Source organism: Mycolicibacterium nivoides (assembly GCF_003855255.1).
Lineage (GTDB): Bacteria > Actinomycetota > Actinomycetes > Mycobacteriales > Mycobacteriaceae > Mycobacterium > Mycobacterium nivoides.
In genome coordinates, this window is sequence record NZ_CP034072.1 from 3061943 (window position 1) to 3081504 (window position 19562).

Here is a 19562-nt window from a genome sequence, read left to right on the forward strand (position 1 = left end):
TGACTGGTGACGGTTCGCTCACGGCACCGAAGATTACAACCTTCTTACATTCGTCAGCCGGGGACAGCTAAAAACATGCACTGACTTGGTGCCCCCAGTCGGACTCGAACCGAAACTTGGCGGATTTGAAGTTGACCCTGTACGCTTTGCCCCGATTTCAGCAAACCCCTATCGGCGCAGGTAGCAACATCGCGTGATCTACGAACCATGCTGTGTACCGACCGATTTCGGATGACTGATGGTGTTTGTTGGCGGTAGCGAGCTGCGTTCTGTCGGTCCCCTGGTGCTGGTGCTGGGGTAGTGCTGGGGCGAAATCGGCCCGCACAGCGAACGCCGCAGGTCTGGCACGTTCGATGCATTGGCTACCAAACCGCGCAAGCGCTGGGGTGAGACGGCAAACGCCGTGAGAGTAGGTTAGCTGGGCGTTTCGCTAGGTAAATCAGCCGAAATTTCCGAGCGTGCCAGTACTGTCCACGCCGTGGGAATCTGGAAGACCTATCGAACCTTCAGCACAGCGGTGCAGTGGCTTCTCGGGCTGTCGTTCGTTCTGGGTTGCGTTGCGCTGGCGGTTGGCGTGCGTATCGACGTCATGCGGCCCGCGTGGTGGGCAAATCTCTCATTCACACAAAACGTCGCAGCATCACTGGTCGGATTCCTAATTGGCGTTCCAGTTGCACTCACCGGACTGGCTGCGTTTACAGCAGACCGCGAACACCGGATCGAACTCGCCAGGGTCGAAGCTCTCTCACATACGACGTGGGCGAGATTTCGCGAGGCTATATCGGAGTTCTGTAATCAAAACCGCCGTGACGCCCTGGCGGAAACGGTACCCGAACTGGATAAAAGCAAACGGGCCGTCTCCGAACTCTTGGAAGCAAATCTAACCAAATACCAAACGGCTACACATCCAAAAAATGAGCACTTCCCAGAATTCGGTGCCGAATACGTAACAACGCGTAATGCATTCGAAAGAAATTACTACAAGGTTACCCGAAGTATCGGCACCACCTCGGAGATCGAGCTGGGATGGAGCAGGGTGCTTGCGACATGGACTGAGCTAGATGGGTACGTAAAGAATCAGCGCAGCAAAGTGGGATTGCCCTGGCTCATCGATGAAATCGACACAGATATACGCAACCGGATCACTGGCCGAGAAAATCCTATGAATGAGTTTCTACGCGTACACGAATACGACGCCGGCGGTGCCGAAAAGACCAGCATGGGTGAATTTCTTCGAAACATTAATGACTCCGGCGAACCGAATACAAATGACGCTGACAAATTTGGAACCTGGCTTGTACTCATGTCGGTAATGTTCAGCGATAAACACGTCTCCGATTACGGCAAGCTAGCCAATGCCGCGCTAACCGACCTTTCCGGATTACTGAGCGCATTTCAGCGGGCCAACGATGCGGGTTGGCCTAGCGCAATTCCAACCCTGGCGGGCTCATGAGCATCCTAGCCACGGTAGAACCGTGGCTAAAGGGTGCGATCGGACCGGTCGTCGGTTACGTGCTCGGCGTGGCAACTCCCTACGGGCGTCGGTTTCTACGCACGGCGAGAAGACAACCCGACCTACAAATTCACGTCGAGCACGATCCGGCCATCATTTTCGCGAATGCCCCTCGAAATACGGTCGGATGCCCGATGTTCGTTCCCGGCTCAACCGTCAGCTTGAATCCTGGTGATACCCAAGACGCATTCGCGATTCGGCAATGGGCACTTGAGCACGACGGGTTTCCTGCCATAACCGACTCCGTAGAGGTGACCCTTACCGCGTGGGAAAAGCTCGATGTGGTCGTGGACGCTGTAACGATCAATTGCCGCCAGATACCGATTCCTGACGGCATCGTTGTCATGGCACCCGTTGGCGGTGCGGATATCCATCGAAAGCGGCTCAACGTAGAACTGGCGGCGCATGGGGCACGCGCTGAATACGTTCCTCTCAACGATGATTCGACCAATTTCTCGTTCAAGCTTGGTAGCGGAGATACAGCGAAAATCTACTTGAACGTGTCGGCCGCGAAGTGGAGCAGTGAAAGTGAACGTGGTTACGAATGGACTGCCGATCTACATCTGCTGGTCAACAACAAGCGCAAAACAATTACCGTTGGCGATAACGGCACGCCATTTGAATTCGCTCGGCGGGACGCCGGGCCGATGACGCTGTGGAACGGCAGTGAATGGCAGTAGCCTGCCGCCCCAATCCCTAGCCAGTGGGTTGGCCAGCGGTACCACGTTCGTGATCGATTTCGGTTCTGGCGCGGGGTTTTCCGATTCGGCTGCCTCGCCCTCAATCAGGTCTGAATACACCATGAGCGTCACGGTGTGATCGGGGTGCCCAGCCACTGCGACACCGTGCGGAAATCGGTACCCGAACCCAACCACGTGTAGACACAGCCAAGGCGACGCGCTCAAGGCAGCTGCCGACAGTTTCGGGCGGGTTGTAACAATCGGTGACACCGACACCGACACCGGCGCTGGCGGCTGACCTCAAACCACCGAAATAGTCTCTACCAGTGCTTTTACAGTGCCCCCAGTCGGACTCGAACCGACACTGTGCGGATTTTAAGTCCGCTGCCTCTGCCAATTGGGCTATGGGGGCGTCGCACGAGAGCATATTTCAGGTCGATTCGCCGTCATCGGACCGCCCTCCCGAGCACATCATCCGGGGGCGAACCGGCGCAGACCGAACGCCCGAGAACCGAGCTGCAGATCAACCGACCTCGACAACGACCTTGCCGAACGGGCCGCGATCGAGATTGTCCAGCGCCGCCGGCAGATCATCGAACCTATGGCGCGCACCGACCACGGGTTTCGTCCCCGTGCTGTCGATGGCGCTGACCAGGTCGCTCAGTGCACGGCGATGCCCCGTGCCGATGCCGTGAATCGTGATGTCTTTCATCAGGATTGGCATGACCGGCGTCGAGACCTCGAACCCGTCGAGCGCGCCGATGAGATGGATGTGGCCACCGACCGCGGCGACTTGCGCGGCCTTGCCGAGATGAGCGCCCCCGACGAGCTCCAGCACATGGTCCACACCGCGGTCGCCCGTGATGGCGAGGATGGTTTCGGCCCAGTCCGCGCTCCGCCGATCCACGACGTGGTCTGCGCCCAGTTGGGTGACGCGGTCCAGTTTGTCCGCACTGCCCGACACGATGACCTCGGCGCCGTGCATCTTCGCGATCTGAAGTCCGAACAGCGCGACGCCACCGGTACCTTCGACCAGCACGACCTCACCGGCCCGCACGTGCCCGCGTTCGACCAGCGCGAACCACGCCGTGAGCCCGGCCACCGGCAGCGTGCTGGCTTCTGCCGGCGACAGGGTCCTGGGAGCCCGGACCACCCAATCCTGGGGAAGCACTACGCATTCGGCGAGCACCCCGGGGTAGAAACCGCCGAGCGTCCAATACGAGGGCGTCCGCGCGTCACCCGCCCGGGCACCGTCGATCCAGTCCGGGGTGAACACCGAGATCACCTGATCGTCGACGGCGAATCGGGTCACCGAATCTCCGACCGCGACGACGGTCCCGGCGAGATCGGACCCCGGCGTGAAGGGGAATTCCAGTGGCAGGCCGCGCCCGGTTTCGATCACCATCTTGTCGCGATGGTTCAACGCAACCGCGGCCACCTTGATCAGGACGTCGCCGGGGCCCGGTTGCGGGATGGCCACCTCACGCAACCAGAGCGCGTCTCGGCCGATTCCATCCATCTCCCAGCGGCGCATGATTTCAGCCATGCGGTGCTGCAACCAGGCCGGACAGACGCATATTCCCCGGGGATGCCGGGCCGACCGGCGGAACTACGACCCGCGCTGAGGGGGTTGCGCAGATTTGGTTGAATGTGTCCCAGGGGTGGGACAGCGACGGGGGCCGCACATGCCAAGCAGTATCGCCAATTCGATTGCCGTAGTTGCCGAATGGATCGCGGCAGCGCTCGGACCACGGGCGATGCGGGTGATCGCCCACATCAACAAGTACGTCACCAATCCGCTGCAGCGGCTCTGGGCACCATGGTTGCCCTACATGGCGGTCATCGAGCACACCGGCCGGAAGTCGGGCAAGCCGTACCGGACCCCGGTCATGGCGTTCGTCGACAGCAAGTCCGTCTCGGTAGTGCTGAACTACGGCGAGCACTCCGATTGGGTGCGCAATGTCCGGGCCGCCCGATCGGCCCAACTAGTGCATCGCGGCAGGCACTACCAACTGAGCAATCCCCGCATCATCCCGGCCACTGACCAGAAGGCGCGGTTGGTCGCCACCCTGACACCGGTTTCTACGCCTGGGTCGTGAAAATCGGGGCAGCACGGCCCTGGTGTCGAAAGCGGCGCCGTGGCCATGGTGGAAGCCCGCTCTGACTGCTCGATGCCACCGAGCGTGCGCAAAACGCGCCGAGTCGGGGCAGCAGCCCGCACGTTCGCCCAGATAGGCAACAGCACCCGGCGTAGGCTGCGCATATCCCGACTCCCGGGAGGCTGCGATGCCCGAACTGGCCATCGAACTGCGCGACGTGGTGCGCGAGTACAAGGTCGGCGGTCAGATCGTGCGCGCCCTCGACGAGATCAGCCTCCGACTCAACGGCGGCCAGTTCGTGTCGATCGTCGGCCCCTCCGGCGCAGGTAAGAGCACACTGCTGCACCTGCTCGGCGCACTGGACTCCCCCGATTCCGGCTCGATCACCTTCGACGGCGAGGAAATCGGCGCCCTGGGCGACGAGCAGCAGTCGGCGTTCCGTCACCACCGGGTCGGCTTCGTCTTCCAGTTCTTCAACCTGTTGCCGACCCTGTCTGCCTGGGAGAACGTGGCCGTCCCGAAGCTACTCGACGGGGTCCGGCTCGGCAAGGTCAAACCGCAGGCCGTGGAACTGCTGGACCGCGTCGGCCTCGGCAACAGGACCGAGCACCGCCCGTCCGAACTCTCCGGCGGCCAGATGCAACGCGTCGCGGTGGCCCGGGCCATGATGATGGACCCGCCGCTGATCCTGGCCGACGAACCGACCGGCAACCTCGATTCGACGACGGGTGCGGCGATCTTGACCCTGCTGGCCGAGGTCGCCCACGAGGAGGGTCTGGGCCGGCTGGTGGTGATGGTGACCCACAATGCCGACGCGGCGGCGGCCACCGACCGGGTGATCACCCTGCAGGACGGGCGGCTCGGCTCCGACGAGATGTCGGTGGTGCCGGGGTGAAACTCGCGGCCGCGGCGAGTCGGCTCCGAGTGTTCAGCCTGCGCGAACTCACCGTGCACCGGCGGCGCACCCTTGCCTCGATCGCCGTAATGGCCGTGTCGGCAATGTATCTCGTCACGATCCTCGGCATCTTCGGGTCGATCACCGGATCGGTCAACCGGCTCGCCGACGGTGTCGCCGGCATCGCCGCGCTCGAAGTATCGGGAGTCACCGACGCGGGATTCCCCGACGCCGTCCTGGCCGACGTCGCCAACGTTCCCGGCGTCGCGACCGCCGCACCGATGATCCGGATGACCACGCCCACCGCCACCGAAACGGTCCTGCTGTTCGGCGCCGACGACCGCAGCCGCGCCTTGGAAGGCGCGCTGAAAGATGCCGTCGGAGTGGAGGTCCAATCCCCGACGGCACAGGAGGGCGTCCGCGTCGGACCCGCCGTCGGCCACGCGAAAGGCGAGACGTTCCAGCTCGGCTCGGGATCGGTGACCGTCGCCGAGGTCCTGGAGGGCAAGCAACTCGCCGACCTCAACGGCGGTCACTACGTGCTGGCCCCACTTCCGTTGGCGCAGAGCGTGACCGGACGCCTCGGCCAGCTCGACTCGATCCTGATCACCACCACCCCGGACGCCGATCTCAACACGGTGCGCGAGCAGGTCACCGCGGCCGTGAACGGCAGGGCCATCGTCGCCGCGCCGAGCTTGCGGGCCGCCCGGGCCGGTGACGGGGTCAAGTTGATGAACTACATGGCGCTCATGGGCGCGGCGGTCGCGTTGGTGGTCGGCGCGTTCCTGATCTACACGACGATGACCATGGCGATCGCCCAACGCCGCCCGGTCATCTCGATGCTGCGTGCGATCGGCGGCCGGCGCGCGACCATTGTCCGCGACATGCTCGCCGAGGCCGCGATCCTCGGGCTGATCGGCGGCACCATCGGGTCGCTGCTGGGAATAGCACTGGGCCGCATGGCGATCGGCCGGCTGCCACCGACGGTGACGCAGGGTCTCGAGGCCCGCATCGAATACTGGTTGCCCAGCTACGCGATCCCGGTCGCCGTCGCGGCCACCGCACTGACGAGCGTGGCGGCGTCGGCGATGGCCGCCCGCCAGGTGTACAAGGTCTCACCGATCGAGGCGCTGGCCCCGGTCGGAGTGTCGGCCGCGGACAACGTGCCGCGCTGGCTGCGCATCGCTACCGGAATCGCCGCGGTGGCCGTGCTCGCGGCGTCGATCCTGGTGGTGTTCTACCTGCCGGGCTCCATGGCGTTCGTCGCGATCGCCGCCCTGTTCACCGCGCAGATCGCGCTCGGTTTCGCGCTGGCCGGGCCCATCGTCAAGGCCACCGCCGCGGTGGCGCGCCTGTTCGGCTCGGCCGGTGCCCTGGCGGCGGCGACGGTGGAACGCGCCCCACGGCGCGTGTGGGCCACCGTGATGACCGTGCTGATCGCCGTCGTCACGACCGTGGTGATCACCGGGACCAACAACGACATGATCCGGTCGGCGCGCGACGTCTTCGCACCGGTCGCCGACGTCGACGTCTGGGTGAGCGCCAATTCACCCGACCAGTACCCCACCGACCTTCTGCCGCAAGGCCTTACCGACAAGGTCACCGAGGTGCCCGGGGTCGGGCACGTCACCGAAGGTTCCCTGGGCTTCGCCGTCGTCGGCGGCACCCGCGTCATGCTCGACGGGTTCGCCCCCGGCAGCCACGACGCCCTCTTCCGCGCCCTCGACGACCGGGTCCGCAACGACGTGCTCGCCGGCCACGGCGTCGTGCTCTCGCAGAACCTGGGCAAGACCCTGGATGTCCAGGCGGGCGACCAACTGGAGTTGCAGACGCCGCACGGCCCGCAGCGGACAACCGTGTTGGCCCTGGTGCCGTACTTCTCCACGGTGATCGGCACCGTCGGGATGGGCCTCGATCAGATGCGCGCCTGGTTCGACCGGCCCGGCGCGACCACCCTCCAGGTCACCGCGGCCAGGGGCACCGACCCCAACCGCCTGCTGGCCAACATCCGCCATGTGGTGCCCGCGCCGAACCATACTTATGACGGCCGCACCGCGCTGGCCGGTCTCGAAGCGCCCCTGCACCAGAGCATGCTGATCGCCAACGCCGTGTGGATCATCGTGGTGTTCGTCGCCGCCGTGGCGCTGCTGAACACACTGACGCTGTCGGTGCTGGAACGGCGGCGCGAGATCGGGGTGCTGCGCGCGATGGGATCCAGCCGCCGCTACACACTGGCCATGGTGCTGGCCGAGGCCGCGGCCATCGGCATCGTCGGCGGTGTCCTGGGGCTGATCGTCGGGCTGGTCGATCAGTGGCTGTTCAGCCTCGTCAGCGGAGACATCATGAATTTCAACGTCACGTTCCGGCCGAGTGCGATGGCGCTGGTCTTCACTCTCGGCGCACTGGCGATCAGCCTGCTGGGCTCGCTGCCGCCGGCACGACGCGCGGCGCGACTCAACATCATCGAGGCCGTCAGCGTCGAATAGTCGCGACTCCCTGCAGATGTGGCGTACACGGAGGCGGCACCAGCGTCCGCCGGGTACTGCGCAGCCCGCTGGTGTCGAACCCGGCCGCGGCGATGGCGTCGACGGTACGGCGGTTCGGCTCACAGCCCGATGACAACCACGCCCACGGCCTGGCGATCAGATCCTGGAACCGCCCCATCAAGCCCTCACCGCGCACATGCTCGAGCACGACCAACCGCCCATCGGGGGTCAGCACGCGCCGGATCTCGGCGAGCGTGGCGGGCACATCATCAACCGAGCACAACACCAGACCAACATGAACCGAGTCGAAACTGCTGTCCGGGAACGGAATCGATTCGCCCGCCCCGGCGACGACATCGACGTCGACACCGTTGCGACGGGCCAGCGCACTGGCCATCCGCCGCATCGCGGGATCGGGCTCCACCGCCGCGACGGACGTCACCGCGTCGGGTAGGAACAACAGATCGGTTCCCGGCCCGACCCCGATCATCAGCAACCGGCCGGTCGCATGACTCATCGCCGACCGGCGGTATCGCCGGTAGAACAGCCTGTCGAATATCGGCATACCGAGCCGATACACGTACGGGAACAACGGGTTACGGTGCCTCAATCCGAGCCCCCCAGATCCATTCGGAACGGTGGATACTCGTCGGTCATCAGCGAGACGTACGCGGCGACCCGGTAGCGCCACCGCACCATTCCCATCAGGAAGTCGAACATGCTCTGCGAGACCGTCCCCCGGACCAGCAGCCGCACCGCGGAGATGACGCAAAGTACTTGCAGGGGGGCCTCCATCGCCCAGCACATGATGATCTGCGGCAGCGCCAGCAGCCACGACTTCACCAGCACCGGCCATCTCGAAAGTTGTTCGGGATAGTCGACCTGGAGGTCGCCCGGATAGTCGGCCTGGGGTTTGAGGGTGAACGGCGGGTACTGGTCGGTGGTGTTCATCGGGAACCGGTAATTCATCACCCGCCACGACCAGCGCAGCACCCCGACGTTGAAATCGAACAGAGGCCGCGGATACCGGCCGGTGAACAGGATCGCGATACCCGCGGCGAGCACCACCAGCGGGTACACCAGGTAGAGGCCGATGAGGATCGGGTAGTGCGGCACGGCCAGCACGCACCATTTGACGAGCCACAGGCGGTTCGACGGCGCGTCGATCGCGCCCCGCACCCGTACGGGCTCAGCGGGCATGTTCGTCACTGCCGGACGTCGTCGCCCCGGCGAGGTCCCGACTGATACCCGCGGCCATCCGGCGGTGGCTCACCACCCGCAGGAACGTCGCCAGCACCCAGGTCATCAGCCGGTCCGGGACCATCGCGGCGGGCCGCAGCACCGCCTCACCGTGCGACACCTGCAGCGAGGCCACCCGGGATACCGCCGCGACGCGGCGTCGGCGGGTCTTCTCGTACCAGCGGAGCGCTCCGGACAGGTCGCCGTCGGGGCTGTGGCGGAAATCCGAGATCGCCTTGCACAGCACCATGGTGTCGAGCAGTGCCTGGTTGGTTCCCTGCGCCAGCGTCGGCGGCATCGTGTGCGCCGCATCGCCCAACAACGTGAGCGCGCCGTGGCCCGGCCCCGGAATGGGATGACGGAAATGCGGGTAGGGCGAACGCGCGAGGTCAGCGTCGGTCAATGTGGCGAGTACTTGGTCGACCAGCTCGGACCAGCCGGTGAAATTGGCGCGGATCACGTCGATCGGGCGCTCTGGCCTGACAAAGTCCGGCGACCACGGCAGATCGAACCACCACTGCACCTCGGTGCCTCCGGCCGGCCACAGGCCGAGGTTCCCGTGCTCGCCGACGATGACGAAAGCGACGTGGCGATCGGCCCCGTCCGGAAGCCTGGCCAGTCCTTGCCAGCTACACCAGCCCGTCGGCTCTGCATGCTGTGCGCCGACGATCTCGCGGACCGTGGAGTGCAGGCCGTCCGCGCCGATCACCAGATCACCCTCCGCACAACGGCCGTCGGCGAAATCGAGGCGAATCCCACGACCACCGTCCTCGACGCCGACCACTTGCGTGTTGCACCGAATCCGTTCAGCCGGAAAACCTTCCAGCAGTCGTTCGAGCAGAATCCGGCGCGGGACCATCCGGACCGGAGCACCCATCCGGCTCACGATCGCCGTCACGTCGAGAGTGGTCATCGGGCGTCCCGTCGACGTCACCACCCGCACCGTCGACAGCTCCTGGCCGGCGCCGTCCATAGCGACGCCGAGTTGCCGCAGCACAGTTTCGCCGTTCGACCAGATGGTGACGGCGCCGCCGCCGGCCCGCACATCGGGGCGCTGCTCGAACACCGTGACGTCATGGCCGTCCCGCAGCAATCCCCGGGCGATAGAGATGCCACCCACCCCGGCGCCGACAACCAGGATCCGCAGCGACCGTTTCGGCGCTGGCTGGACGTAGTGCCGGCTCTGGGGCCGTATTGAGCCCACGGCTCAATTTATGTCGGGTCCGGGGCCGCTGTACAGGTTTGTGCGGTACCGGCCTACCGGGGTCGCCCCGCTAAGCCGAGACGACCACCACCGGGCGCGGGAAACTCAGCGTCGCGCACGCATCGTCGAGTGTCATCTCAATGGCCTGCCCGAGTTCGGACAGATCCTCAGGACCTGTGCTGAAGTCGAACCCGCCGCCGCCGATCCACACCCGAGTGAGCACCACGGCGTGCCGGCGTCGAACATCAGCCATCTCCGCGATCAGGTCACCGACCATCTCCGGAAATCCGGTGAAACAGTCCTTACCCGAATCGATTTCGCGATACAGGCCGACGAGATCGAGCCGAGGACCGTTCAGGACCGCGGCCACCGCGTCGACAGCGCTCGCACCGAGGACGACCCGCTGCCGCCGGTGCCGCACGGCACAGGAAACCAGCAGGTGAACCTGCTCGACACTGTTGGCCACCACCCGCCCCACCCCGAGATTGGCGCTACAGAACACCAGTTCGTCAGCGCTGAACCCATCGGCATGCACCACCAATCGCATCGGATGGATGCCCGTCCCGATCGCGGTCGCCAGGTCCCCGCTGCTGCGCACCTCGACGGTCAACCCGTGATCGCGGGCCCATTTGGCCACGTTGTTGTCTCGAAGCGCCCTGGCGGGCAGGGCCAGCTCGACGGGATCAAGCGACCGGCACCACGTGGCGCACCGGTGCATCGCCTCGTGCTCGGGCGATCGCGGCAGCATCGCCGTCGATGTGGACCACAACCCAGTCGTCAGTGTCACCAGAACCTCTTCTTCACCGCGCCGCGGCCGGATGCCGCATGCGCCTGCTTCGAGCCTTCCGCTGTCACGACGGGTGGACCAGGATATTTGCGGTGTCTTGATGCGACCGGATGAAACATTCACGCTGCGTTGACATCTCGTGGCAACAATGCGTGTACAGACGGGGCGACGGTCAGCGCCGGCCGGGGGAAGCGGTAGCGCGCGCATTGCTCCTCAAGGACGTCACCGAGCGCGCCGGCGACTCGGCGCAGTGCCCACGGATGCAGACCGAACAGGCCACCGTCCATGCCCGCCAGGCTGATTCGGCTCAGCAGCACCGAATGGCTACGCCGGATCATGGCCATGTCAGCGAGCGCCGACCGCAGCGCCCCGAGCCCGATCGGATCATGCGCCGGGTCCGCCGCACAGTGCAGACCGACGGGGTCGAGCGCACGGTGCCTCAGCACCTCGGCCACCACAGCGGGCATTCCAGCGTCCGCACACACAAACACATGCTCAAGCCGGCGCGCGCCGCGGGCGAGGGCTGCGGCCTGCTCACCGGAGTCCACGACAAGCCGCGAGACCTGCCCCATACCGGCGCTCGCGAGCGCGGCGGCGTTGCGCGGGTGCATCACGAGTTGCGCCGACCGGATACCTGATGCCAGTGCCAGGTTGAGCTCCGCGGCGGTCACGACATCGACGGTGACACGGTGGCGGCGCATCCAGGCCGCGGCCGGTTCCACGTCGAGCAACTCAGCGGGGTAGCTCACCGAGAATCCTCTGAAAGCGCTGCGCCACACCGCGCAGCGCCTCAGTACAACCGCCTCGTCCAGCAACCCCCTGGGGCGCTCGACGTAACTGGTGGTCACGCGGCGTTCCGTCCACCGACCGCGACGGGGGCGGACAGAACCACCAACGGTCTCGGGAATCTCAGCGTCCCGCAGGCATCGTCGAGCGACTCATCGATCTCAGCGGCGATCCGTCGCCATTCGGCCGTCCACGTCGCGGGTGGGACGATTCGCCCGCAGCCCAGCCCGAGGCGAGTGAGCAGAACACCGTGGTCGTGCCGGACCTGGGTCATTTCGGCGATCATCTGACCGATAGCGGCCGGATAGCTGATGAAGTCGTCATCACCGGTGCCGATGTCGCAGTGCAGCCCAACCAGATTCAGCCGGTCATGCCCGATCACTGCTGCCATCGCGACATCCGCCTCGGTGCTGTCGAATCTGAAGCCGCGCGGAGCGGACCCGGTCAACGCGCGCATGGTCACGCTCGCGTCGGACATTCGGATGGCGACGTCCTGCTGTTGCACGACAACCGATCTCAGGATCTCAATCTGCTGAACCGTTCCGGTCACGATATGGCCGAACCCGAGTTCGGCCGCCGCACGCAACTCTGATTCACGCAGCCCATCGGCGAAGACCGTGACGTGAGAGAGCGGAATGCTCGCCGCAACCACGCCCGCGATGTCGGCTCCTGAGCGAACATCGACGCTGACCTGCTGATCCCTGGCCCACTTCGCCAACGCGCGGTTGCCGAGCACCGCGGCGGGCAGGGGCACCTCAGCCGCCCGGAATGTCCTGCGGTAGTCCTGGTAACGCATCAGATCCTCGCCCCATGGCTCGCCCACTGGACTTCGGACGGCCTCAGTTGCAATCGCGGCCGCGCGGGCGCGCGGTGTCTGTGCGGACAACACGTGCATCAGGAAATCCGAGAGAGTCACCGGGAACTTGTTCTTCCTCAAACGCGGCCCTGGCCCGCTGCCAGTGGCCATCCTTTGACGATCCCGCAGCAGGAGCACCGGCCACGAGGGCCTTAGCGGTCTCTTGACACCGTGCGGCCCAACCTTGACGCGGCCTTGATCACTGAAGCGCGTCCGCGATCGGGCCGACCACCAGAACGGGCAGGTACTCCAGGCCGATGAGGAGCAGGGTCGAGGCCAGTGTCAGCACGACGAAGGTCGGCGTGTGGGTCTTCAGCGTGCCGGCGGTGACGACACCGGGCCGCTGGGCGGCGAAAGTACCGGCGAGGGCCAGGACCGCGATGATCGGCAGGAAGCGGCCGATCACCATCGCGATCGCCAACGCGACGTTGAACCAGGTGGTGTTCCCGCTGAACCCGGCGAAGCCACTGCCGTTGTTGGCCGCTGAACTGGTGAACGCGTACAGCGCCTCGGAGAGCCCATGCGGCCCGGAGTTGAGCATCGCCGCGCGCTGTCCGGGCAGCGCCATGGCGATCGCCGTGCCGACCAGGACCGCGATCGGCAGCGCCAGGAGGTAGAGGCTGACCAGCTTCATGTGCCGGGCCTGCAGCCGCTGTTTGAGGTACTCGGGCGTCGTCCCAACCATCAGCCCGCCCAGGAACACCGCCAGCAGCACCATCATCACCAGGCCGTACAGGCCACTGCCGGCACCGCCGGGGGCCACCTCGCCGAACATCATGTTCAGCATCAGCACCGCGCCGCCGAGGCTGGCGAAACTGTCGTACGACGAGTTCGCCGCACCGTCACCGGACGCGGTGGCCGCCTGACCGAACACCGCGCTCCCGGGCACACCGAATCGCATTTCGGTGCCTTCCACCGGTGCACCGACGGCGTGGACGACGGTGCCGTGCGGCACCGACGTCGCCGCGACGAGGGCCACCGTCGCCAGGATGTACAGCGATGCGACGACGGCGACGAGCGCCCACCCCTGCCTGCGGTCCCCGACCATCACGCCGAAGGTCCGCAGGAAGACCACCGGGATCAACAGCATCGCAACGATTTCCACGACGTTGGTCAACGGTGTCGGGTTCTCGAAGGGATGCGCACTGTTGACGTTGAAGGCGCCGCCACCGTCGCCCGACATCAACTTGATCGACTCCCACGTGGCCACCGGACCACCGAGCAACGTCTGGCTGCCGCCGGCGATCGTCGAAACGCCCTGGGCACCATGGATGTTGTTGACTACACCGAGGGCCAGCAGGATCAACGTGACGATCACCGACAGCGGCAGCAGGATCCGGACCACGGTGCGCACCAGATCCACCCAGAAGTTGCCGATCTCCTGGTTCTGATAACGTGCCAGCCCGCGGATCAATACCACCGCAACGCACATGCCGACCGCAAGGCTCGCGAAGGCCTGCACCCCGAGGCCGGCCACCAGCCCGACGTGACCGAGAGTCGCCTCGCCCGGGTAGTTCTGCCAACTGGTATTGGTCGTAAACGATATTGCGGTATTGAACGCTAATGCCGGCGTCATGCCTTTATGGCCCCACGGTTCGGGCAAATACACCTGCAAAAGCAACAGCCCGTACAGGGCCAGAACACTGACCGCTGAGAATGCCAGGATCGCGCTCAGGTAGCCCGTCCAACGTTGCTGGCTATCCGACTGCACCCCGACCAGACGGTAGATCACCCGCTCCACCCGCCAATCGGTGCGTGCGGTGTAGACGGCCGCCAGGTAGTTACCCAGCGGGACATGCAGAAATAGAACGAGGACAGCGATCGCGACCAGCTGGCCCAAGGCCGCCGTTCCCCACAGCGATGGATTGTCGATGGCTCCAGCTCCTTCACGCGCCGACACTCTCGGCACACGGTAGGAATCAGCGCGGCGAGAATTCGACGGCGATTACGCATTTCCTACGCCACAACCAGGCGCTGTTGACACCATCTTTACGCCGCTGACGAGGGCCTCCAGGGGCCCCGGGAAAGAACCCGTAAAGGTCCGGCAGCCGAGCGTAAAGAAGACATAAAGATCGTCGCCGGCCACCCGCAGCAGACGGACGCTTGATCAGTCGCCGAGATCCGGCGGCCCGAAAAGGTGTTGGAGAACCCATGTCCGTAGTGGTGTTCATCGTGCTGACAGTGGCGATCTTTGCGCTGCTGGGCCTGGTGCAGAAGTTGGTCGAGGGACTGTGAGCTACGAAAACGTCGTCGGCCTGGGCCTGGCGATCCTCATCGCGCTGTTTCTCTTCGCGGCGCTGCTGTTTCCGGAGAGGTTCTAGTGACTACTACAACCGCGGGGATCGTTTTCCTCGTCGTCCTCATCGTCGCGGTGGCGGCTGTGCACGTGCCGCTCGGCGACTACATGTACCGCGTCTACACGACCGAGAAGCACTCACGTGTCGAACGGCTCATCTACCGGCTGATCGGCGCCGATCCGAAGGCCGAGCAGACCTGGGGTGCCTATGCCCGCAGCGTGCTGGCCTTCTCCGCGATCAGCGTCCTGTTCCTGTTCGTCTTGCAGCTGGTGCAGGGCAAATTGCCGCTGCACCTGAACGATCCGGGAACCCCGATGACACCGGCGCTGGCCTGGAACACCGCCATCAGCTTCGTGACCAACACGAACTGGCAGGCCTATTCGGGTGAGAGCACCCAGGGCCACCTGGTCCAGATGGCCGGCCTGGCGGTGCAGAACTTCGTCTCGGCCGCGGTCGGCATGGCCGTGGCGATGGCCTTCGTACGTGGCCTGGTCCGGCGCAACACCGGCGATCTCGGCAACTTCTGGGTCGACCTGGTGCGCGGCAATCTCCGTATCCTGCTGCCCATTTCGATCGTCGGCGCGCTGATCCTGCTCGGCGGCGGCGCGATCCAGAACTTCGCGCTGCACAGCGAGGTCGTCAACACGCTCGTCGGCGGGACACAGACCATCCCGGGCGGTCCGGTCGCCAGCCAGGAGGTCATCAAGCTGCTCGGCACCAACGGCGGTGGCTTCTACAACGCCAACTCCGCGCACCCGTTCGAGAACCCCACCACCTGGACCAACTGGGTGGAGATCTTCCTGATCCTGATGATCCCGTTCTCGCTGCCACGGACATTCGGCCGCATGGTCGGCAGCGTGAAGCAGGGCTACGCGATCGCCGCGGCGATGGCCGTGATCGCCACCGTCAGCGTCAGCCTGATGATGCTGTTCCAGCTGCAAGCCCATGGCACCGTCCCCACCGCCGCCGGCGCCGCGATGGAAGGCGTCGAACAGCGGTTCGGTATCGCCAACTCGGCGGTGTTCGCGGATGCGACGACGCTGACATCGACCGGCGCGGTGGACTCGTTCCACGATTCGTACACCAGCCTCGGCGGCATGATCACGATGTTCAACATGCAGCTCGGTGAGGTGGCTCCCGGCGGCGTCGGCTCCGGCCTGTACGGCATGCTGGTGCTGGCGATCATCACGGTGTTCGTCGCGGGCCTGATGGTCGGCCGCACGCCGGAATACCTCGGCAAGAAGATCACCCCCCGTGAGATCAAGCTCGCCGCAACGTATTTCCTGATCACTCCGTTGCTGGTGCTGACCGGCACCGCGGTGGCGATGGCCATGCCGGGTCAACGGGCGGGCATGCTCAACACCGGGCCGCACGGCCTGTCGGAAGTGCTGTACGCCTTCACGTCAGCCGCCAACAACAACGGTTCCGCCTTCGCCGGCATCAGCGTCAACACCGAGTGGTACAACACCGCCCTCGGACTTGCGATGGTGTTCGGCCGGTTCCTGCCGATCATCTTCGTGCTGGCACTGGCCGGATCACTGGCCAAACAGGGCAAGACGCCCGAGTCCATCGGCACACTCCCCACCCATCGGCCCCAGTTCGTCGGCATGGTCGCCGGCGTCACGCTGATCCTGGTCGCCCTCACCTTCTTGCCCATGCTTGCGCTCGGGCCCCTTGCTGAAGGAATTCACTGATGTCAGTACCTACTCTCGATTCACCGTCGTCCGCACAGCCGAAACCCGGTAGTTCCAACCGAATCAAGGGCGGCCTGCTGGACCCGAAGATGCTGTGGAAATCGACGCCCGATGCGCTGCGCAAGCTCGACCCGCGCACGCTGTGGCGCAACCCCGTCATGTTCATCGTCGAGATCGGCGCGGTCTGGAGCACCATCCTGGCCGTGCTCAACCCGTCCTGGTTCTCCGGGCTGATCGTCATCTGGCTCTGGCTGACGGTGGTCTTCGCCAACCTGGCCGAAGCCGTCGCCGAGGGACGCGGCAAGGCCCAGGCCGAGTCGCTGCGCAAGACCAAGACGTCCACCATGGCCCGCCGCCTGACCGGCTGGGCCCCGGGCGTCCCGGGACAGGAAGAAGAGGTCGCCGCACCGCTGCTGCAGCAGGGTGACGTTGTCGTGGTCGAGGCCGGCCAGGTCATCCCCGGAGACGGTGATGTCGTGGAAGGCATTGCCTCGGTGGACGAGTCGGCGATCACCGGTGAATCAGCACCCGTCATCCGGGAGTCCGGTGGCGATCGGAGCGCGGTCACCGGCGGCACCACCGTGCTCAGCGACCGCATCGTCGTGCAGATCACCCAGAAGCCCGGTGAGAGCTTCATCGACCGGATGATCAACCTGGTCGAGGGCGCCAACCGGCAGAAGACCCCCAACGAGATCGCACTCAACATCCTGCTGTCCTCGTTGACGATCATCTTCGTCTTCGCCGTCGCGACCCTGCAGCCGCTGGCCATCTTCTCCAAGGCCAACAACCCGGGTGTCGCAGACACCCTGGCGCTCAACGGAAACGGCATCTCGGGCATCGTCATGGTGTCGCTGCTGGTGTGCCTGATCCCCACCACCATCGGCGCCCTGCTCTCGGCGATCGGCATCGCCGGCATGGACCGGCTGGTGCAGCGCAACGTGCTGGCCATGTCCGGCCGCGCCGTCGAGGCAGCCGGGGACGTCAACACCCTGCTGCTCGACAAGACCGGGACCATCACGCTCGGCAACCGTCAGGCCGCCGCGTTCGTACCGCTGTCGGGCATCACCGAAGATCAACTCGCCGATGCCGCACAGCTGTCCAGCCTGGCCGACGAGACCCCCGAGGGTCGGTCCATCGTGGTGTTCGCCAAACAGCAGTACGGTCTGCGGGGCCGCACCCCCGGCGAACTCGACAAGGCGCACTGGGTGGAGTTCAGTGCCAACACCCGGATGTCCGGCGTCGACCTCTCCGGCGACCACCGGCTGCGCAAGGGCGCGGCGGGCGCGGTGGCCGAGTGGGTGCGATCCGAAGGCGGCCTGGTACCAACCGAACTCGGCGACATCGTGGACGGGATCTCCGCGGCCGGCGGCACACCGCTGGTGGTCGGGCATGTCTTCGACGGAATTGCCGAAGTGCTCGGTGTCATCCATCTCAAGGACGTCGTCAAGCAGGGCATGCGGGAACGCTTCGACGAGATGCGCCGGATGGGCATCCGCACCGTGATGATCACCGGCGACAATCCGTTGACCGCCAAGGCCATCGCCGACGAGGCCGGGGTGGACGACTTCCTCGCCGAGGCCACGCCCGAGGACAAGATGGCGCTGATCAAGAAGGAGCAGGCCGGCGGCAAGCTCGTCGCGATGACCGGTGACGGCACCAACGACGCGCCCGCCCTGGCCCAGGCCGACGTCGGTGTCGCGATGAACAGCGGGACCTCGGCGGCCAAAGAGGCCGGCAACATGGTCGATCTCGACTCCGACCCGACCAAGCTCATCGAGATCGTCGAGATCGGCAAGCAGCTGCTGATCACCCGCGGGGCGTTGACCACGTTCTCCATCGCCAACGACATCGCGAAGTACTTCGCGATCATCCCGGCGTTGTTCGTGGCCCTGTTCCCCGGCCTGGACCTGCTGAACATCATGCGGCTGCACAGCCCGCAATCGGCGATCCTGTCCGCGGTGATCTTCAACGCGATCATCATCGTGGCGCTGATCCCGTTGGCGCTCAAGGGTGTCCGATACACCCCGAGCAGCGCGTCCAAACTGTTGAGCCGCAATCTGTACGTCTACGGCCTCGGCGGCATCGTCGCGCCCTTCATCGGCATCAAGCTGATCGACCTCGTCGTCCAACTCTTCCCGGGAATGTGACATGAAATTCTCCAACCTGCTCCGCCAACATGCAGCCGCCCTGCGGGCCCTGCTGGTGCTCACCGTGATCCTGGGCATCGGGTATCCGGTCTTCATCTGGCTGGTGGCCCAGATCCCCGGTCTGCGCGACAAGGCCGACGGATCGCTGATCGAGGTGAACGGAAAGCCGGTGGGCAGCAGCCTGATCGGTCAGTCCTTCACCGATGCCGACGGCAATCCCCTGCCGCGCTACTTCCAGAGCCGCCCGTCGGCCGCCGGTGACGGCTACGACCCCATGGCCACCAGCGCGAGCAACCTCGGGCCGGAAAGCGTTGTCGACACTCCGGACAAGCCGAGTCTGCTCACCCTGGTGTGCTCACGCAGCGCCGCGGTCGGAGAGCTCGACGGCGTCGACGGCGCCCGCCCGTTCTGCACCGGAGACGGTGTCGGTGCGGTGCTGTCGGTGATCGGGCCACGGGATGCCCGCGGAAACGTCATCCACCCGACCAAGGTGGTCAGCGTCAACCAGCCGTGCGACACCACGAAGACGCCGTTCATCAACACCTATGAAGGCGTGCGGGTCGAATGTGCAAAGGCGGGCGAGGACTACAGCACCGGCCTGATCGTGCCGATCCGCGGCAGCGCTCCCGCAGACCCTGCGGTGCCCGCCGACGCGGTGACCGCCAGCGGCAGCGGACTGGACCCGCACATCTCGTTGGCCTACGCGGATCTGCAGGTCAACCGGGTGGCCAAGGCCCGCGGTCTCAACCCCGAACTGGTGCGCTCCATGGTGGCCCAGCACACCGACGGACGCACCCTGGGCTTCTTCGGCGAACCGCGGGTCAACGTGTTGGAACTCAACATCGCCCTCGACTCGCTGTAGGCACGAGGATGATGGTC

The 19562-nt window shown here is 65.4% G+C and carries 18 protein-coding genes and 1 tRNA gene; 10 read left to right on the forward strand and 9 right to left on the reverse strand.

What is annotated here, in order from left to right; all coding sequences use genetic code 11:
- Positions 1-478: 478 nt before the first annotated feature.
- A complete protein-coding gene (locus EH231_RS14655) occupies positions 479-1453 on the forward strand; it encodes a hypothetical protein (protein WP_124712628.1) in 975 nt (324 codons plus the stop codon).
- Positions 1450-2193: a hypothetical protein gene (locus EH231_RS14660; protein WP_124712629.1), complete on the forward strand. Its 744-nt coding sequence runs from the start codon at positions 1450-1452 to the stop codon at positions 2191-2193. The genes EH231_RS14655 and EH231_RS14660 overlap by 4 nt, the downstream gene beginning before the upstream one ends.
- Before the next feature lie 338 nt (positions 2194-2531).
- Here the strand turns inward: EH231_RS14660 and EH231_RS14665 are convergent.
- Positions 2532-2605, reverse strand: a tRNA-Leu gene (locus EH231_RS14665).
- Between the two features lie 111 nt (positions 2606-2716).
- Positions 2717-3739, reverse strand: coding sequence for a zinc-dependent alcohol dehydrogenase family protein (locus EH231_RS14670; protein WP_241177987.1), 1023 nt, complete (start codon positions 3737-3739; stop codon positions 2717-2719).
- A gap of 211 nt (positions 3740-3950) precedes the next feature.
- On the opposite strand from EH231_RS14670, the gene EH231_RS14675 reads away from it, so the two are divergent.
- The 3 genes from EH231_RS14675 to EH231_RS14685 all read left to right on the forward strand — a co-directional run bounded on the left by EH231_RS14675 (position 3951) and on the right by EH231_RS14685 (position 7673).
- Complete coding sequence (locus EH231_RS14675; protein ID WP_164481200.1) at positions 3951-4292, forward strand: nitroreductase family deazaflavin-dependent oxidoreductase; 342 nt, start codon at positions 3951-3953, stop codon at positions 4290-4292.
- 187 nt (positions 4293-4479) lie between these two features.
- Positions 4480-5187: an ABC transporter ATP-binding protein gene (locus EH231_RS14680; protein ID WP_420891965.1), complete on the forward strand. Its 708-nt coding sequence runs from the start codon at positions 4480-4482 to the stop codon at positions 5185-5187.
- 89 nt (positions 5188-5276) lie between these two features.
- Positions 5277-7673: an FtsX-like permease family protein gene (locus EH231_RS14685; RefSeq protein WP_234940678.1), complete on the forward strand. Its 2397-nt coding sequence runs from the start codon at positions 5277-5279 to the stop codon at positions 7671-7673.
- On the opposite strand, the gene EH231_RS14690 is transcribed toward EH231_RS14685, so the two are convergent.
- The 7 genes from EH231_RS14690 to kdpA (EH231_RS14720) all read right to left on the reverse strand — a co-directional run bounded on the left by EH231_RS14690 (position 7660) and on the right by kdpA (EH231_RS14720) (position 14418).
- On the reverse strand, positions 7660-8283 hold the full coding sequence (locus EH231_RS14690) for a class I SAM-dependent methyltransferase (RefSeq protein WP_090427608.1): 624 nt from the start codon (positions 8281-8283) through the stop codon (positions 7660-7662). The genes EH231_RS14685 and EH231_RS14690 overlap by 14 nt on opposite strands.
- Entirely contained in the window at positions 8280-8852 is a 573-nt protein-coding gene (locus EH231_RS14695; protein ID WP_124714277.1) for a DUF4389 domain-containing protein, read from the reverse strand. The genes EH231_RS14690 and EH231_RS14695 overlap by 4 nt, the downstream gene beginning before the upstream one ends.
- Positions 8853-8862: 10 nt before the next feature.
- Positions 8863-10107, reverse strand: a complete 1245-nt coding sequence (locus EH231_RS14700; RefSeq protein WP_241178181.1) for an FAD-dependent oxidoreductase — start codon at positions 10105-10107, stop codon at positions 8863-8865.
- A gap of 79 nt (positions 10108-10186) precedes the next feature.
- Positions 10187-10903 carry a type III PLP-dependent enzyme domain-containing protein gene (locus tag EH231_RS14705; protein ID WP_164480893.1) on the reverse strand — a complete coding sequence of 239 codons (717 nt, stop codon included), beginning with the start codon at positions 10901-10903 and terminating at the stop codon, positions 10187-10189.
- Positions 10904-11022: 119 nt separating this feature from the next.
- On the reverse strand, positions 11023-11652 hold the full coding sequence (locus EH231_RS14710) for a hypothetical protein (protein ID WP_164480894.1): 630 nt from the start codon (positions 11650-11652) through the stop codon (positions 11023-11025).
- Between the two features lie 95 nt (positions 11653-11747).
- On the reverse strand, positions 11748-12605 hold the full coding sequence (locus EH231_RS14715) for a type III PLP-dependent enzyme domain-containing protein (protein WP_164480895.1): 858 nt from the start codon (positions 12603-12605) through the stop codon (positions 11748-11750).
- Positions 12606-12744: 139 nt separating this feature from the next.
- A complete protein-coding gene (gene kdpA, locus EH231_RS14720) occupies positions 12745-14418 on the reverse strand; it encodes a potassium-transporting ATPase subunit KdpA (protein ID WP_164481201.1) in 1674 nt (557 codons plus the stop codon).
- A 230-nt stretch (positions 14419-14648) separates the two neighbouring features.
- Here kdpA (EH231_RS14720) and EH231_RS34590 point away from each other — a divergent pair, with 230 nt between their 5' ends.
- From EH231_RS34590 to EH231_RS14745, 5 genes are read left to right on the forward strand one after another with little or no spacing between them, the layout of a single operon-like run.
- Positions 14649-14780, forward strand: coding sequence for a hypothetical protein (locus EH231_RS34590; RefSeq protein ID WP_268952423.1), 132 nt, complete (start codon positions 14649-14651; stop codon positions 14778-14780).
- Entirely contained in the window at positions 14777-14866 is a 90-nt protein-coding gene (locus tag EH231_RS14730) for a potassium-transporting ATPase subunit F (RefSeq protein WP_019347277.1), read from the forward strand. Before EH231_RS34590 ends, EH231_RS14730 begins: the two co-directional genes overlap by 4 nt.
- On the forward strand, positions 14866-16536 hold the full coding sequence (gene kdpA / locus EH231_RS14735) for a potassium-transporting ATPase subunit KdpA (protein WP_090427599.1): 1671 nt from the start codon (positions 14866-14868) through the stop codon (positions 16534-16536). Before EH231_RS14730 ends, kdpA (EH231_RS14735) begins: the two co-directional genes overlap by 1 nt.
- Positions 16536-18683 carry a potassium-transporting ATPase subunit KdpB gene (gene kdpB, locus EH231_RS14740; protein WP_124712634.1) on the forward strand — a complete coding sequence of 716 codons (2148 nt, stop codon included), beginning with the start codon at positions 16536-16538 and terminating at the stop codon, positions 18681-18683. The genes kdpA (EH231_RS14735) and kdpB overlap by 1 nt, the downstream gene beginning before the upstream one ends.
- Position 18684: 1 nt before the next feature.
- Positions 18685-19545, forward strand: coding sequence for a potassium-transporting ATPase subunit C (locus EH231_RS14745; protein ID WP_090427594.1), 861 nt, complete (start codon positions 18685-18687; stop codon positions 19543-19545).
- Positions 19546-19562: the final 17 nt, after the last annotated feature.